Origin of the sequence: Thioalbus denitrificans (assembly GCF_003337735.1) — a bacterium.
Lineage (GTDB): Bacteria > Pseudomonadota > Gammaproteobacteria > DSM-26407 > DSM-26407 > Thioalbus > Thioalbus denitrificans.
Genome location: NZ_QPJY01000006.1, coordinates 195,036 through 208,044 on the forward strand (window position 1 = coordinate 195,036; position 13,009 = coordinate 208,044).

The window sequence follows — 13,009 nt, forward strand, 5'->3', positions numbered from 1 at the left end:
TTTGAGACTCCTACCTTAGACGCGACGCTTCTTGGGGGGACGGCAGCCGTTGTGGGGAATCGGCGTAACGTCCGTGATATTGGTGATCTTGTAGCCGGCGGCATTGAGCGCGCGGACCGCGGAGTCGCGACCCGGACCCGGGCCCTTGACCATCACCTCGAGATTCTTCAGCCCGTATTCCAGGGCCTTCGTGCCGGCACGCTCCGCGGCCACCTGGGCGGCGAACGGGGTGCTCTTGCGCGAGCCGCGGAAGCCGGAGCCGCCCGCGGTCGCCCAGGACAGGGTATTGCCCTGACGATCGGTAATGGTCACGATCGTGTTGTTGAAGGAGGCGTGGACATGCGCCACACCGTCAACAACCGTCTTCTTTACTTTCTTCCGGGTACGTGTCGTCTTCGTTGCCATGCCGGTATTCCTGGGAGTGCCTTTGCTGTTAGCGCTTGATGGGCTTGCGCGGGCCCTTGCGGGTGCGGGCGTTGGTCTTGGTCCGCTGACCGCGCAGCGGCAGACCGCGGCGGTGACGCAGCCCCCGATAGCAGCCGAGGTCCATGAGACGCTTGATGTTCATGGAGATCTCGCGGCGCAGGTCTCCTTCAACCACATACTTGGCGACCTCGTTGCGGATGGCATCGAGTTCCTGTTCGGTGAGCTCCTGGATCTTCACATCCGGCTTGATACCCACGTCCGCGCAGATCTTGCGGGCACGCGTGTCACCGACGCCGTAGATGGCGGTGAGGGCCACCCAAGCGTGTTTCTTAACCGGGATGTTGACGCCTGCTATACGGGCCATTCAAACCACTCCTAGTACTGACGCCTGAACGCTACTTGCGAAAAGCGCGAAATGATACCGTCAGATCACCATAAAATCAAGCACCGGCCGCGGCGTCCGCGTTTCGGACCCACGGCCGGCTGCCACCCTCTGCCGTTCGCCTGACGGCGACCGGCGACTTGTTCAGCCCTGGCGCTGCTTGTGCTTCGCGTCCTTGCAGATGACGCGAACCGTACCCTTGCGGCGGATAATCTTGCAGTGCCGGCAGATTTTCTTTACCGAAGCTTGTACTTTCATTTCAGACTCCAGAATGCTAACGCGCTACAGATGCCAGGCCGTCTCTCAGCGCAACAACCCGCCACGGCCCTTGAGATTGGCCTTTTTCATCAGCGAGTCGTACTGGTGCGACATCAGGTGCGCCTGCACCTGGGCCATGAAGTCCATGATCACCACCACGATGATCAGCAGGGACGTGCCGCCGAAGTAGAACGGAACGTTCCAGTACAGGATCAGGAACTCCGGCAGCAGCGACACGGCGGTGATGTAGACGGCGCCCGCCAGGGTCAGCCGGGTCATCACCCCATCGATGTAGCGCGCGGTCTGCTCGCCGGGCCGGATACCCGGGATGAAGGCACCGGACTTCTTCAGGTTGTCGGCCGTCTCCTTGGGATTGAAGACCAGCGCGGTATAGAAGAAGCAGAAGAAAATGATGGCCGCGGCATAGGACATCACGTACAGCGGCTGCCCCGGTGACATGGTGTTGGACAGGTCACGCAGCCAGCCCATGCCCTCCGCACTGCCGAACCAGCCCGCGATGGTCGCCGGGAACAGGATGATGCTGGAGGCGAAGATGGGCGGAATCACGCCGGCCATGTTCACCTTCAGGGGCAGGTGGCTGGTCTGCCCGGCATACATCTTCCGCCCCATCTGGCGCTTCGCGTAGTTCACCGTGATCCGGCGTTGGCCCCGCTCCATGAACACCACGAAGCCGGTCACGCCCATCGCCAGGGCGAACAGGACGAACAGGGTGATGATGTGCAGCTCGCCCGTGCGCGACAGCTCAACGGTGCCGCCGATGGCCGCCGGCAGACCGGCGACGATGCCCGCGAAGATGATGAGCGAGATGCCGTTGCCGATTCCGCGCTCGGTGATCTGCTCACCCAGCCACATGAGGAACATGGTGCCCGTGACCAGCGTGATGACCGCCGTGAAGCGGAACGCGAAGCCCGGATCGATCACCACCGGCAGGCCGCCCGCGCTCTGGCTCTCCAGCGCGATGGAGATGCCCAGCGCCTGGAAGGTGGCCAGGATCACGGTGCCGTAGCGGGTGTACTGGGTAATCTTCCGCCGCCCGGATTCGCCCTCCTTCTTCAGCTGCTCGAGCGTCGGCGAAACCACCGTCAGGAGCTGCATGATGATGGAGGCGGAGATGTAGGGCATCACCCCCAGGGCGAAGATCGTCAAGCGCTTGAGCGCACCGCCCGAGAACATGTTGAACATGTCCAGGATGGTTCCGCGCTGCTGATCGAACAGGGTGGCGAGCGCCACCGGATCGATCCCAGGCACGGGAATGTGCGCACCGACCCGGTAGACGAACAGAGCACCGAGGACGAACAGCAGTCGCCGCTTGAGCTCTGACAGCCGTCCCAGGCTGCCGATTGCTGACCCTGGAATGGACACTTAGGCCTCTTCCACCTTGCCGCCGGCGGCTTCGATGGCGGCACGGGCACCCTTGGTCACCGCGACGCCACGCAGGGTGACGGCCTTGCCCAGCTCACCGGAGAGGATCACCTTCGCAGTCTTGGTCTGCTGCGGCACGACACCGGCGCTGATCAGCGCCAGCAGGTCGATGACCTCGGCGTCAATGCCGTTCAGCTCGCCCAGGCGCACCTCGGCACGGGTCGCTGCGATGCGCGACTTGAAGCCGAACTTGGGCAGGCGGCGCTGCAGCGGCATCTGGCCGCCCTCGAAACCGGGCTTGACGGTGCCGCCGGCGCGGGATTTCTGGCCCTTGTGGCCGCGACCACCGGTCTTGCCCAGACCGGAACCGATACCGCGGCCGACGCGGCGACCCTCGGGACGCGATCCCGGTGCGGGCTTGAGGCTGTTCAGGCGCATGGTCATTCCTCGACTTTCAGCATGTAGGACACCTTGTTGATCATGCCGCGCACGGCCGGGGTGTCCTCCACTTCGACGGTGTGCTGGAGACGGCGCAGGCCCAGACCGGCCACGCAGGCCTTGTGGTCGGGCAGGCGGCCGCTGAGGCTCCGCACCAGGGTCACACGCAGGGTTTTCTTGTCAGTCATGGCGGTCACCCCAGAATCTCGTCCACGCTCTTGCCACGCTTGGCGGCAACCTGTTCCGGCGAGGACATGGAGGTCAGGGCCTTGAGCGTGGCGCGAACCACGTTCACCGGATTGGTCGAGCCGATGCACTTGGCCAGCACGTTGTGCACGCCGAGCATCTCGAACACGGCGCGCATGGCGCCGCCGGCGATGATGCCGGTACCCTCGGAAGCCGGCTGCATGAAGACCTTGGAGCCGGCGTGGCGGGCAGTGACCGGATACTGCAGGGTGTTGCCCTTCAGCTCCACGCTGACCATGTTCCGGCGCGCGTTCTCCATCGCCTTCTGGATGGCGGCAGGCACTTCACGGGCCTTGCCGCGACCGAAGCCGACGCGGCCATTGCCGTCGCCCACGACGGTCAGCGCGGTGAAGGAAAAGATGCGGCCGCCCTTGACCACCTTGGCCACGCGATTGACGTTGACCAGCTTTTCCTGGAGTCCGTCACTGTTCTTCTGTGAGTCGAAACTTGCCATTGCCTATCCCTTCAGAACTCGAGGCCGTTTTCACGGGCTGCGTCGGCCAGCGCCTTCACACGACCATGGTATTTGAAGCCGGAGCGATCGAAAGCGACCCGGGTGACGCCGGCCGCGCGGGCGCGCTCGGCGATGAGCCGGCCCACCACGGCGGCGGAGGCCGCATTGCCGGTGTAGGTCTCGCCGTTGCGCAGGTCCTTCTCCAGGGTCGAGGCGTTAGCCACCACCTCGGAACCGTTGGGCGCGATGAGCTGGGCATAGATGTGCCGCGGCGTGCGATGAATGCACAGGCGGTACTGGCCAAGCTCGCGAATCTTGTAGCGGGCGCGGCGGGTGCGGCGATTGCGGGATGTCTTCTTGTCCATAGCCTAGTCCTACTTCTTCTTCGCCTCTTTGAGCGAAATGGTCTCATCCGCGTAGCGGACACCCTTGCCCTTGTACGGTTCGGGGGAGCGGAAGGCGCGGATCTTCGCCGCCGCCTGCCCCACCGCCTGCCGATCGATACCCTTGACCAGAATCTCTGTCTGGCTCGGGGTCTCGAAGGTGATACCTTCGGGCGCCTCATAGCTGACCGGGTGAGAGAAGCCGAGGGTGAGGTTCAGGGTCTTGCCCTGCGCCTGGGCTCGATAGCCCACGCCCACCAGCTGCAGCTTGCGCTCGAAACCCTCGGTCACGCCCTTGACCATGTTGTTCACCAGGGCCCGGGTGGTGCCGGCGAAGGCCCAACCGTCCTTGCCGCCGTTGCGCGGCGAGAACTTGAGCTCTTCCCCGTCCCGCACCACTTCCACGCGGGGATGCACATCCCAGTTCAGGGAGCCCTTGGGACCCTTGACCGTGATGCTCTGACCGTTCAGGGTGACGTCGACCCCCTTGGGGACCGCCACCGGACTTTTTGCGACTCGCGACATTGCCTGGCTCCTCCCGTTACGATACGACGCAGAGGATCTCGCCGCCCTGGTGGGCGGCGCGAGCGGCACGATCGGTCATCACGCCCCGGGAGGTGGAGACGATCGCGACGCCGAGCCCGTTGTTCACCTTCGGGAGGTGAGCGGCGTCCTTGTAGATACGCAGGCCAGGGCGACTGACACGCTGCAGGCTTTCGATGACGGGCTTGCCCTGGAAGTACTTCAGGGCAACAGTCAGCACCGCCTTCACACCCTCTTCCGCCACGCTGTAGTCAGCGACGTAACCTTCTTCCTTCAGCACTTCGGCGATTGCCACCTTGAGCTTGGAGGAAGGCATGCTGACTTCCTTCTTAGCAGCGGCCTGGCCGTTGCGGATACGGGTCAGCATATCCGCGATGGGATCTTGCATGCTCATTGTCTGATTCCTGCTTCAGCAACTCTGTCCTGCGCGCCGGCACCCCCGGCGCGGGAAACCTACCAGCTGGCCTTCACGAGGCCAGGCACGTCACCGCGCATGGCTGCCTCACGGAGCTTGTTACGCCCCAGACCGAACTTGCGGTAGAAACCGTGAGGACGACCGGTGAGACGGCAGCGGTTGCGCAGCCGGGAGGGGGAAGCATTGCGCGGCAGCTTCTGCAGCTGCTGCTGCGCCTCCATCCGCTCCTCGATGCCCAGGCTGATGTTGTTGACGATCGCCTTCAGCTCCTGGCGTTTCGCCGCGTACTTCTGGACCAGGCGCTCGCGCTTGCGTTCGCGGTTGATCACGGATTTCTTGGCCATGGACCCCTGCCTCTCCTTAACTCTTGAACGGGAAGTTGAACGCCGCCAGCAGGGCGCGCCCCTCTTCGTCGGTCTTGGCGGTGGTGGTGATGGTGATATCCAGCCCCCGCAGAGCGTCGATCTTGTCGTAGTCGATCTCCGGGAAGATGATCTGCTCACGAACGCCCATGCTGTAGTTGCCGCGCCCGTCGAAGGACTTCGGGTTCAGACCGCGGAAGTCGCGCACACGGGGCAGCGCGATGGCCAGCAGACGGTCCAGGAACTCGTACATCCGCTCCCGCCGCAGGGTCACCTTGCAGCCGATGGGCCAGCCCTCGCGGATCTTGAATCCGGCGATGGACTTCCGGGCATTCGTGACGATCGGCTTCTGGCCGGTGATGCCCGCGAGGTCCGAGAGCGCGTTCTCGAGCACCTTCTTGTCGGCGACCGCCTCACCCATCCCCATGTTGAGGGTGATCTTGGTGATCCGGGGAATCGCCATCACGCTGGAGTAGTTGAACTGCTCCTGCAGCTTCGGGACCACCGTGCTCTTGTAATAATCCTGCAGTCTGGGCATGTTCATAACCTGCACTTAGACGTCAACGACTTCACCGTTGGACTTGTAGACGCGCACCTTCCGCCCGTCCTCCAGAGTCCGGATACCGACCCGATCGCCCTTGCCGCTCACCGGGTTGAAAAGCGCCACGTTGGAGACGTGCACGGACGCCTCCTTCTCCACGATGCCGCCGGCCTGGCCCCGCTGGGGGTTCGGGCGGGTATGACGCTTGATGATATTCACGTTCTCGACCACGACCCGGTCGTTGGGCAGCACGCGGACGATCTTTCCACGCTTGCCCTTGTCCTTTCCGGCCAGGACGACAACATCGTCACCTTTGCGAATCTTGCGCATGACTGTCTCCTGCCTCAGAGCACTTCCGGCGCCAGCGAAATAATCTTCATGAACCGCTCGCTGCGCAGCTCCCGGGTCACGGGCCCGAAGATACGGGTTCCGATGGGCTGGAGCTGGTTGTTCAGCAGCACTGCAGCGTTGCCATCGAAGCGGATGACCGAACCGTCGGCACGGCGCACGCCCTTGCGGGTCCGCACCACCACCGCGTTGTACACGTCACCCTTCTTTACCTTGCCGCGCGGAATGGCTTCCTTTACGGTAACCTTGACGATGTCGCCAATGCCGGCGTAGCGCCGGTGCGAACCACCCAGCACCTTGATACACATGACCCGACGGGCACCACTGTTATCCGCCACGTCGAGCATTGACTGCATCTGGATCATTGTTATCTCCGATACCCAGTTTGCGACCCCCTGGGGCCGCACGAGCAAAGACCGCGAATACTACCACGAAAATACGCCCGACCCAAGAGCCAGGCGCATCCCTGGAGCGGTCCTGGTAGTGCCGGTATATGGACCGCTCAGCCGGCCTTCTCGATAACCTGAACCAGGCGCCAGCACTTGGTCTTGGAGAGCGGACGACACTGCTCGACCATGACCACATCGCCCTCGCCGCACTGGTTCTGCTCGTCGTGAGCATGCAGCTTGGTGGAACGCTTGATGAACTTCCCGTAGAGGGGATGCTGCACCTTGCGCTCGACCAGCACGGTGATGGTCTTGTCGGCCTTGTTGCTGATGACCCGCCCGATCATGCCGCGGGTGGACTTGTTCTCTTCGCTCATTGTGCTGCACCTGCTTTCTGCTGCAGAACCGTCTTTACCCGGGCGATGTTGCGACGCACAGCCTTGAGCTGGTGCGTGGCGGACAGCTGACCGGTGCCCTTCTGCATACGCAGGTTGAACTGCTCGCGGAGGAGCTCGGTGAGCTCCTGGCGCAGTTCTTCTTGCGTCTTCTGCTTGAGTTCGCTTGCATTCAGTTTCATCACAGCACCGTCCGCGTCACAAAAGTGGTCTTGAACGGGAGCTTCGCGGCCGCCAGGCGGAACGCCTCGCGGGCGATCTCCTCGGATACGCCCTCCATCTCGTAGAGGACCTTACCCGGCTGGATCTGGGCCACCCAGTACTCCACGTTGCCCTTGCCGGAGCCCATGCGCACTTCGAGCGGCTTCTCGGTGATCGGCTTGTCCGGGAAGACCCGGATCCAGATCTTGCCGCCGCGCTTGATGTGGCGGGTCATGGCACGACGGGCAGCCTCGATCTGGCGCGCCGTGAGGCGACCGCGACCCTCGGCCTTGAGCCCGAACTCGCCGAAGCTCACGCGGTTGCCCGAGGTGGCGAGACCGCGGTTGCGGCCCTTGTGCTGCTTGCGGTATTTGGTACGTTTCGGCTGTAGCATCTGAGTTCCCCTTACTTGGCAGCAGCCTTGGGCGCAGCACCCTCGGCTTCGGCCTCGCCCCCGAGGATCTCACCCTTGAAGATCCACACCTTCACGCCGATGACACCGTAGGTGGTCTTCGCCTCGGCGAAGCCGTAGTCGATGTCGGCACGGAAGGTGTGCAGCGGCACGCGGCCCTCGCGGTACCACTCGCTGCGGGCGATCTCGGCCCCGCCGAGGCGGCCGCCCACGTTGATCTTGATGCCCTGGGCGCCGAGGCGCATGGCGTTGCCGACCGCGCGCTTCATGGCGCGGCGGAACATCACGCGGCGCTCGAGCTGCTGCGCGACGCTCTCGGCCACCAGCTGGGCATCGAGCTCGGGCTTGCGGATCTCCTCGATGCTGATGTGCACCGGCACGCCGATCTTCTCCGCCACTTCCCGGCGCAGCCGCTCGATGTCCTCACCCTTCTTGCCGATGACGATACCGGGGCGGGCGGTGTGGACGGTGATGCGGGCGTTCCGTGCGGGACGCTCGATCTGGATCCGGCTCACCGAGGCATGCGCGAGCTTCTTGCGCAGGAACTCCCGCACCGAGAGATCGGTGTAGAGCAGGTCCGCGTAGTTCTTGCTGTCGGCATACCACTTGGACGTCCAGTCCTTGACGATGCCGACCCGAATACCGATTGGATTAACTTTCTGACCCATGGCGCACTCGCTTACTTGTCTGAGACCGTCACGGTGATGTGGCTGGTCCGCTTCAGGATGCGGTTGGCACGGCCGCGGGCACGGGCGTGAAGCCGCTTGTGTGTCGGGCCCTCGTCAACCATGATGGCGGAGACCTTGAGCTCGTCCACGTCTGCGCCCTCGTTGTGTTCCGCGTTGGCAATGGCGGACTCGAGCGTCTTGCGCACGACACCGGCAGCCTTCTTGGTGCTGAAAGTCAGCACGTTGAGCGCCTTTTCCACGGGCAGTCCGCGGATCTGGTCGGCCACAAGGCGGGCCTTCTGGGCGGAGATGCGCGCGTAGCGATATTTTGAAAAAGCCTGCATGGCAAATCTCCTTAACGCTTCGCCTTCTTGTCCGCGGCGTGCCCCCTGAAGGTGCGCGTCGCCGCGAACTCGCCCAGCTTGTGTCCCACCATGTTCTCATTGACGTAGACGGGGACGTGCTGACGGCCGTTGTGGACAGCGATGGTCAGACCGACCATATCCGGAATGACCATGGAACGCCGGGACCAGGTCTTGATCGGGCGCTTGCTCTGGGAGGCGCGCGCCTCCTCCACCTTCTTCAGCAGAGGAAGGTCAATGAACGGTCCTTTCTTGATTGAACGTGGCACGTTACCAGCCCTCTCGTTTACTTGCGGTTACGACGGCGCACGATCAGATTGTCGGTACGCTTGTTCTTGCGCGTCTTGTGGCCCTTGGTGGGCACGCCCCAGGGGGAGACCGGATGGCGGCCACCGGAAGTCCGGCCTTCGCCACCGCCGTGCGGATGGTCGACCGGGTTCATGGCGACACCGCGCACGGTGGGACGGACACCACGCCAGCGCGCCGCACCGGCCTTGCCCAGGGAGCGCAGGCTGTGCTCGCCGTTGCCCACCTCGCCGATGGTGGCGCGGCAGTCGATGAGCACCTTGCGCATCTCGCCGGAACGCAGGCGCAGGGTGGCGTAGGCGCCTTCCCGGGCCACGAACTGGACACCGGCGCCGGCGCTGCGGGCGATCTGGGCGCCCCGCGAAGGCTGCAGCTCCACGCAATGCACGGTGGAGCCCACCGGGATGTTGCGCAGTGGCAGGCAGTTGCCGGACTTGATGGGCGCCTCGGAACCGGACATCACCTCGTCGCCGACGCTCACGCCGCGCGGAGCGATGATGTAGCGACGCTCGCCATCGGCATATTTCAGCAGCGCGATGTTGGCGGACCGGTTCGGATCGTATTCCAGGCGCTCGACCAGGGCGGAGATACCGTCCTTGTTGCGCTTGAAATCGATAATGCGGTAGCGCTGCTTGTGGCCGCCGCCCTGGTGACGAACAGTCACGCGGCCGGCGTTGTTGCGGCCACCGTTCTTGCTCTTCTTGTCCAGCAGCGGCGCGTAAGGCGCGCCCTTGTGCAGATCCGGGTTCGTCACCTTGACCACAAAGCGACGCCCCGCTGATGTCGGCTTTACCTTTGAAATTGGCATGCCCGTAACCCCTTTACTCGCTGCCCACGAAGTCGATGTCGAAACCCGGCTTCAGGGACACATAAGCCTTCTTCCAGCCGCTACGGCGGCCCTGGCGCTGACCAAAGCGCTTGGTCTTGCCCTTCACGTTGGTCACCTGAACGCACTCGACCTCGACGCTGAAGAGCTTCTCCACCGCCGCCTTGACTTCGGGCTTGGTGGCGTCGCTGACGACGCGGAAGACGAACTGGCGGTCGCGCTCGGCGGCCATGGCGCTCTTCTCGGAGACATGCGGCGCGAGCAGCACCTTCATCAAGCGTTCCTGATTCATCCCAGCATCTCCTCAAACCGACGGACAGCACCCACCGTCATGAGCACCTTCTCGTGGGCGATGAGACTCACCGGGTCGGCCCGGTTGACCGAGCAGGCATTCACCTTCTCGAGGTTCCGGGAAGCCAGGTAGAGATTCTCGCCCGTGGTCTCGGTGACGATCAGGACATCGTTGAGCCCCATGCCCTTGAGCTTCTCCACCAGGATCTTGGTCTTCGGCGTATCAACGTCGAAGTCCTCAACCAGCACCAGGCGCTCCTGGCGGGCCAACTCGGAGAGGATGCTGCGCATGGCGCCGCGATACATCTTCTTGTTGACCTTCTGGCTGTGGTCCTGGGGACGGGCCGCGAAGGTGATGCCGCCGCCGCGCCAGATGGGACTGCGGCTGGAACCGGACCGTGCGCGGCCGGTGCCCTTCTGGCGCCAGGGCTTGGCGCCGCCACCGCTTACTTCGCTGCGGGTCTTCTGGGCGCGGGTGCCGGAACGGCCCCCGGCCAGATAGGCCACCACCACCTGGTGCACAAGCGATTCGTTGAATTCACGGCCGAAAGCGGCATCTGAAACCTCGACGCTGCCGGCACCCTGCAAATTCAGCTCCATGATTCAGACCCCTCTCAGCTACGCGCTTTCACTGCGGGACGGACCAGCACATCGCTGCCGATGGAACCGGGCACCGCACCCTTGATCAGGAGAAGGTTGCGCTCGCTGTCGACACGCACCACCTCGAGGTTCTGGGCCGTGCGGCGCACGTTGCCCATTTGACCGGCCATCTTCTTGCCCTTGAACACGCGTCCCGGGGTCTGGTTCTGACCGATGGAACCCGGCGCGCGATGGGACAGGGAGTTGCCGTGAGTGGCGTCCTGGGAGGAAAAGTTGTGGCGCTTGATAACGCCTGCGAAACCCTTGCCGATGGTGGTGCCGGTGACATCCACCATCTGGCCGGCCTCGAACAGGTCAACCTTCAGCTCGGAACCCACCTCGATGCCGTCACCCTCGCCGTCGGTGAGACGGAACTCCCACAGGCCGCGACCGGCTTCGACGCCGGCCTTCGCGAAATGCCCGGCCATGGGCTTGGTAACGCGGCTAGCGCGACGGGTGCCGGTGGTCACCTGCACGGCGCGGTAGCCGTCACCCTCGGCGTTTTTCACCTGGGTGACGCGATTGGGCTCCACTTCTACGACGGTGACGGGTACAGACGCGCCAGCGTCGGTGAAAACGCGGGTCATGCCGCGCTTGCGACCAACAAGTCCGATAGTCATCTTCTGAACCTCGTTATAGTTCCCGTGCCGATTTCGATTGACCGACACGCCGAATCGTTACCCGGTACGGGAAAAAAACAAGCCGACGCCCGCCGCTCAGCGGCGGGCGTCCGGTTCACACGCCCCCGGGTTCGGGTAAGCGCGGTATATTAATTCAATTTGAGCTGGACGTCCACACCCGCGGCGAGATCCAGCTTCATCAGGGCGTCCACCGTCTTTTCGGTGGGGTCCACGATGTCCATCAGCCGCTTGTGGGTGCGGATCTCATACTGATCCCGCGCGTCCTTGTTGACGTGGGGCGAGATCAGGATGGTGAACCGCTCCTTCTTGGTCGGCAGGGGGATGGGGCCCCGCACCTGGGCGCCGGTGCGCCGTGCGGTTTCCACGATCTCCCGGGCCGACTGATCGATCAGTCGGTGATCGAATGCCTTGAGACGGATGCGAATACGTTGATTGGCCATATTTCTCTTACTCGATGATCTTGGCGACCACGCCGGCGCCGACGGTACGGCCGCCTTCGCGGATGGCGAAACGCAGACCTTCCTCCATGGCGATGGGCGCAATCAGGCTCACCGTCATCTTCACGTTGTCACCCGGCATCACCATCTCCACCCCCTCGGGCAGATCACAGGCACCGGTGACGTCCGTGGTCCGGAAGTAGAACTGCGGACGGTAACCCTGGAAGAACGGCGTATGACGACCGCCCTCCTCCTTGCTCAGCACGTACACCTCGGCCTCGAACTTCGTGTGCGGGGTGATGCTGCCCGGCTTCGCCAGCACCTGGCCACGCTCCACCTCGTCACGCTTCGTGCCGCGCAGCAGCACACCGACGTTGTCGCCCGCCTGCCCCTGGTCCAGCAGCTTGCGGAACATCTCCACGCCCGTGCAGGTGGTCTTCGTCGTGTCGTGAATGCCGACAATCGCCACCTCGTCGCCCACCTTCACCACACCACGCTCGATTCGACCCGTCACCACCGTGCCGCGGCCGGAAATCGAGAACACGTCCTCGATCGGCATCAGGAACGCACCGTCAATCGGACGCTCCGGCTCCGGAATGTAACGGTCCATCTCCGCCACCAGCTTCTCGATGGCCTGCGAACCAATCTCGCTCGTGTCGCCTTCCAGCGCCTTCAGCGCAGAACCCACCACGATCGGCGTGTCGTCGCCCGGGAAGTCGTAGCCGGACAGAAGGTCGCGAACCTCCATCTCCACCAGCTCCAGCAGCTCCGGGTCGTCAACCATGTCCGCCTTGTTCATGAACACCACGATGTACGGCACGCCCACCTGCCGGGACAGCAGAATGTGCTCGCGCGTCTGCGGCATCGGGCCGTCGGCCGCCGACACCACCAGAATCGCTCCGTCCATCTGCGCCGCACCCGTGATCATGTTCTTCACGTAGTCAGCGTGACCAGGGCAGTCCACGTGCGCGTAGTGGCGCTTCTCGGACTCGTACTCCACGTGGGCGGTGGCAATCGTGATGCCGCGGGCGCGCTCCTCGGGGGCATTGTCAATCTGATCGAACGCCTTGAACTCGCCACCGAACTTCTCACCCATCACCTTCGTGATGGCCGCCGTCAGCGTCGTCTTGCCATGGTCCACGTGACCGATGGTTCCCACGTTCACATGCGGCTTCTTACGCTCGAACTTTTCCTTGGACACGGTTAACTACCTCTATCAGCTTTGTTGACCGGCGGCGGCCGCCGGTTTTCGGTTGCGCACACCGG

The 13,009-nt window shown here is 63.7% G+C and carries 26 protein-coding genes; all 26 read right to left on the reverse strand.

What is annotated here, in order from left to right; all coding sequences use genetic code 11:
• Positions 1-15: 15 nt before the first annotated feature.
• The 26 genes from rpsK to tuf all read right to left on the reverse strand — a co-directional run bounded on the left by rpsK (position 16) and on the right by tuf (position 12,944).
• Positions 16-405, reverse strand: a complete 390-nt coding sequence (gene rpsK / locus DFQ59_RS13060) for a 30S ribosomal protein S11 (RefSeq protein ID WP_114280150.1) — start codon at positions 403-405, stop codon at positions 16-18.
• Between the two features lie 28 nt (positions 406-433).
• Entirely contained in the window at positions 434-790 is a 357-nt protein-coding gene (gene rpsM, locus DFQ59_RS13065) for a 30S ribosomal protein S13 (protein ID WP_114280151.1), read from the reverse strand.
• A gap of 162 nt (positions 791-952) precedes the next feature.
• A complete protein-coding gene (gene rpmJ, locus DFQ59_RS13070; RefSeq protein ID WP_114280152.1) occupies positions 953-1,066 on the reverse strand; it encodes a 50S ribosomal protein L36 in 114 nt (37 codons plus the stop codon).
• Positions 1,067-1,111: 45 nt separating this feature from the next.
• Entirely contained in the window at positions 1,112-2,449 is a 1,338-nt protein-coding gene (gene secY / locus DFQ59_RS13075; RefSeq protein WP_114280153.1) for a preprotein translocase subunit SecY, read from the reverse strand.
• The gene (gene rplO, locus DFQ59_RS13080) at positions 2,450-2,887 is read right to left on the reverse strand and encodes a 50S ribosomal protein L15 (protein WP_114280154.1); all 438 of its coding nucleotides are present in this window, start codon (positions 2,885-2,887) and stop codon (positions 2,450-2,452) included.
• A 2-nt stretch (positions 2,888-2,889) separates the two neighbouring features.
• Positions 2,890-3,075, reverse strand: a complete 186-nt coding sequence (rpmD, locus tag DFQ59_RS13085) for a 50S ribosomal protein L30 (RefSeq protein ID WP_114280204.1) — start codon at positions 3,073-3,075, stop codon at positions 2,890-2,892.
• 5 nt (positions 3,076-3,080) lie between these two features.
• The gene (gene rpsE / locus DFQ59_RS13090; RefSeq protein ID WP_114280155.1) at positions 3,081-3,587 is read right to left on the reverse strand and encodes a 30S ribosomal protein S5; all 507 of its coding nucleotides are present in this window, start codon (positions 3,585-3,587) and stop codon (positions 3,081-3,083) included.
• Between the two features lie 11 nt (positions 3,588-3,598).
• On the reverse strand, positions 3,599-3,952 hold the full coding sequence (gene rplR, locus DFQ59_RS13095; protein ID WP_114280156.1) for a 50S ribosomal protein L18: 354 nt from the start codon (positions 3,950-3,952) through the stop codon (positions 3,599-3,601).
• A 9-nt stretch (positions 3,953-3,961) separates the two neighbouring features.
• The gene (gene rplF, locus DFQ59_RS13100) at positions 3,962-4,495 is read right to left on the reverse strand and encodes a 50S ribosomal protein L6 (protein ID WP_114280157.1); all 534 of its coding nucleotides are present in this window, start codon (positions 4,493-4,495) and stop codon (positions 3,962-3,964) included.
• 16 nt (positions 4,496-4,511) lie between these two features.
• Positions 4,512-4,907 carry a 30S ribosomal protein S8 gene (gene rpsH / locus DFQ59_RS13105; RefSeq protein ID WP_114280158.1) on the reverse strand — a complete coding sequence of 132 codons (396 nt, stop codon included), beginning with the start codon at positions 4,905-4,907 and terminating at the stop codon, positions 4,512-4,514.
• Between the two features lie 59 nt (positions 4,908-4,966).
• Positions 4,967-5,272, reverse strand: coding sequence for a 30S ribosomal protein S14 (rpsN, locus tag DFQ59_RS13110; protein ID WP_114280159.1), 306 nt, complete (start codon positions 5,270-5,272; stop codon positions 4,967-4,969).
• A 16-nt stretch (positions 5,273-5,288) separates the two neighbouring features.
• On the reverse strand, positions 5,289-5,828 hold the full coding sequence (gene rplE / locus DFQ59_RS13115; protein ID WP_114280205.1) for a 50S ribosomal protein L5: 540 nt from the start codon (positions 5,826-5,828) through the stop codon (positions 5,289-5,291).
• A gap of 15 nt (positions 5,829-5,843) precedes the next feature.
• Entirely contained in the window at positions 5,844-6,161 is a 318-nt protein-coding gene (rplX, locus tag DFQ59_RS13120) for a 50S ribosomal protein L24 (RefSeq protein ID WP_114280160.1), read from the reverse strand.
• A 14-nt stretch (positions 6,162-6,175) separates the two neighbouring features.
• Complete coding sequence (gene rplN / locus DFQ59_RS13125; RefSeq protein WP_114280161.1) at positions 6,176-6,544, reverse strand: 50S ribosomal protein L14; 369 nt, start codon at positions 6,542-6,544, stop codon at positions 6,176-6,178.
• 137 nt (positions 6,545-6,681) lie between these two features.
• Positions 6,682-6,942 (reverse strand): 30S ribosomal protein S17, encoded by a 261-nt coding sequence (gene rpsQ, locus DFQ59_RS13130; RefSeq protein ID WP_114280162.1) that lies wholly within the window; start codon positions 6,940-6,942, stop codon positions 6,682-6,684.
• Complete coding sequence (gene rpmC / locus DFQ59_RS13135) at positions 6,939-7,136, reverse strand: 50S ribosomal protein L29 (RefSeq protein ID WP_114280206.1); 198 nt, start codon at positions 7,134-7,136, stop codon at positions 6,939-6,941. Before rpmC ends, rpsQ begins: the two co-directional genes overlap by 4 nt.
• Before the next feature lie 5 nt (positions 7,137-7,141).
• A complete protein-coding gene (rplP, locus tag DFQ59_RS13140) occupies positions 7,142-7,555 on the reverse strand; it encodes a 50S ribosomal protein L16 (RefSeq protein WP_114280163.1) in 414 nt (137 codons plus the stop codon).
• Between the two features lie 11 nt (positions 7,556-7,566).
• Positions 7,567-8,241: a 30S ribosomal protein S3 gene (gene rpsC / locus DFQ59_RS13145; RefSeq protein ID WP_114280164.1), complete on the reverse strand. Its 675-nt coding sequence runs from the start codon at positions 8,239-8,241 to the stop codon at positions 7,567-7,569.
• Between the two features lie 11 nt (positions 8,242-8,252).
• Positions 8,253-8,585, reverse strand: a complete 333-nt coding sequence (rplV, locus tag DFQ59_RS13150; RefSeq protein WP_114280165.1) for a 50S ribosomal protein L22 — start codon at positions 8,583-8,585, stop codon at positions 8,253-8,255.
• A gap of 11 nt (positions 8,586-8,596) precedes the next feature.
• Positions 8,597-8,872: a 30S ribosomal protein S19 gene (gene rpsS, locus DFQ59_RS13155; RefSeq protein WP_114280166.1), complete on the reverse strand. Its 276-nt coding sequence runs from the start codon at positions 8,870-8,872 to the stop codon at positions 8,597-8,599.
• 17 nt (positions 8,873-8,889) lie between these two features.
• Positions 8,890-9,717: a 50S ribosomal protein L2 gene (gene rplB / locus DFQ59_RS13160; protein ID WP_114280167.1), complete on the reverse strand. Its 828-nt coding sequence runs from the start codon at positions 9,715-9,717 to the stop codon at positions 8,890-8,892.
• Between the two features lie 13 nt (positions 9,718-9,730).
• Entirely contained in the window at positions 9,731-10,027 is a 297-nt protein-coding gene (rplW, locus tag DFQ59_RS13165) for a 50S ribosomal protein L23 (RefSeq protein ID WP_114280168.1), read from the reverse strand.
• Positions 10,024-10,626, reverse strand: a complete 603-nt coding sequence (rplD, locus tag DFQ59_RS13170) for a 50S ribosomal protein L4 (protein ID WP_114280169.1) — start codon at positions 10,624-10,626, stop codon at positions 10,024-10,026. The genes rplW and rplD overlap by 4 nt, the downstream gene beginning before the upstream one ends.
• A gap of 14 nt (positions 10,627-10,640) precedes the next feature.
• Entirely contained in the window at positions 10,641-11,285 is a 645-nt protein-coding gene (gene rplC, locus DFQ59_RS13175) for a 50S ribosomal protein L3 (RefSeq protein WP_114280170.1), read from the reverse strand.
• Between the two features lie 149 nt (positions 11,286-11,434).
• Complete coding sequence (gene rpsJ, locus DFQ59_RS13180; RefSeq protein ID WP_114280171.1) at positions 11,435-11,746, reverse strand: 30S ribosomal protein S10; 312 nt, start codon at positions 11,744-11,746, stop codon at positions 11,435-11,437.
• Between the two features lie 7 nt (positions 11,747-11,753).
• Positions 11,754-12,944: an elongation factor Tu gene (gene tuf, locus DFQ59_RS13185; protein WP_114280172.1), complete on the reverse strand. Its 1,191-nt coding sequence runs from the start codon at positions 12,942-12,944 to the stop codon at positions 11,754-11,756.
• Between the last annotated feature and the right edge of the window lie 65 nt (positions 12,945-13,009).

Excerpts from the sequence above, each read along its gene's own strand:
- rpsK (WP_114280150.1), bottom strand. The coding sequence starts at position 405 with ATGGCAACGAAGACGACACGTACCCGGAAGAAAGTAAAGAAGACGGTT.
- rplF (WP_114280157.1), bottom strand. The coding sequence starts at position 4,495 with ATGTCGCGAGTCGCAAAAAGTCCGGTGGCGGTCCCCAAGGGGGTCGAC.
- rplO (WP_114280154.1), bottom strand. The coding sequence starts at position 2,887 with ATGCGCCTGAACAGCCTCAAGCCCGCACCGGGATCGCGTCCCGAGGGT.
- rplN (WP_114280161.1), bottom strand. The coding sequence starts at position 6,544 with ATGATCCAGATGCAGTCAATGCTCGACGTGGCGGATAACAGTGGTGCC.
- rplR (WP_114280156.1), bottom strand. The coding sequence starts at position 3,952 with ATGGACAAGAAGACATCCCGCAATCGCCGCACCCGCCGCGCCCGCTAC.
- rplB (WP_114280167.1), bottom strand. The coding sequence starts at position 9,717 with ATGCCAATTTCAAAGGTAAAGCCGACATCAGCGGGGCGTCGCTTTGTG.
- rpsM (WP_114280151.1), bottom strand. The coding sequence starts at position 790 with ATGGCCCGTATAGCAGGCGTCAACATCCCGGTTAAGAAACACGCTTGG.
- rplX (WP_114280160.1), bottom strand. The coding sequence starts at position 6,161 with ATGCGCAAGATTCGCAAAGGTGACGATGTTGTCGTCCTGGCCGGAAAG.
- rpsE (WP_114280155.1), bottom strand. The coding sequence starts at position 3,587 with ATGGCAAGTTTCGACTCACAGAAGAACAGTGACGGACTCCAGGAAAAG.
- rplE (WP_114280205.1), bottom strand. The coding sequence starts at position 5,828 with ATGCCCAGACTGCAGGATTATTACAAGAGCACGGTGGTCCCGAAGCTG.
- rpmJ (WP_114280152.1), bottom strand. The coding sequence starts at position 1,066 with ATGAAAGTACAAGCTTCGGTAAAGAAAATCTGCCGGCACTGCAAGATT.
- rplD (WP_114280169.1), bottom strand. The coding sequence starts at position 10,626 with ATGGAGCTGAATTTGCAGGGTGCCGGCAGCGTCGAGGTTTCAGATGCC.
- rpsJ (WP_114280171.1), bottom strand. The coding sequence starts at position 11,746 with ATGGCCAATCAACGTATTCGCATCCGTCTCAAGGCATTCGATCACCGA.
- rpsN (WP_114280159.1), bottom strand. The coding sequence starts at position 5,272 with ATGGCCAAGAAATCCGTGATCAACCGCGAACGCAAGCGCGAGCGCCTG.
- rplW (WP_114280168.1), bottom strand. The coding sequence starts at position 10,027 with ATGAATCAGGAACGCTTGATGAAGGTGCTGCTCGCGCCGCATGTCTCC.
- rplV (WP_114280165.1), bottom strand. The coding sequence starts at position 8,585 with ATGCAGGCTTTTTCAAAATATCGCTACGCGCGCATCTCCGCCCAGAAG.
- rpmD (WP_114280204.1), bottom strand. The coding sequence starts at position 3,075 with ATGACTGACAAGAAAACCCTGCGTGTGACCCTGGTGCGGAGCCTCAGC.
- rpsC (WP_114280164.1), bottom strand. The coding sequence starts at position 8,241 with ATGGGTCAGAAAGTTAATCCAATCGGTATTCGGGTCGGCATCGTCAAG.
- rplP (WP_114280163.1), bottom strand. The coding sequence starts at position 7,555 with ATGCTACAGCCGAAACGTACCAAATACCGCAAGCAGCACAAGGGCCGC.
- rpsH (WP_114280158.1), bottom strand. The coding sequence starts at position 4,907 with ATGAGCATGCAAGATCCCATCGCGGATATGCTGACCCGTATCCGCAAC.
- rpsQ (WP_114280162.1), bottom strand. The coding sequence starts at position 6,942 with ATGAGCGAAGAGAACAAGTCCACCCGCGGCATGATCGGGCGGGTCATC.
- rplC (WP_114280170.1), bottom strand. The coding sequence starts at position 11,285 with ATGACTATCGGACTTGTTGGTCGCAAGCGCGGCATGACCCGCGTTTTC.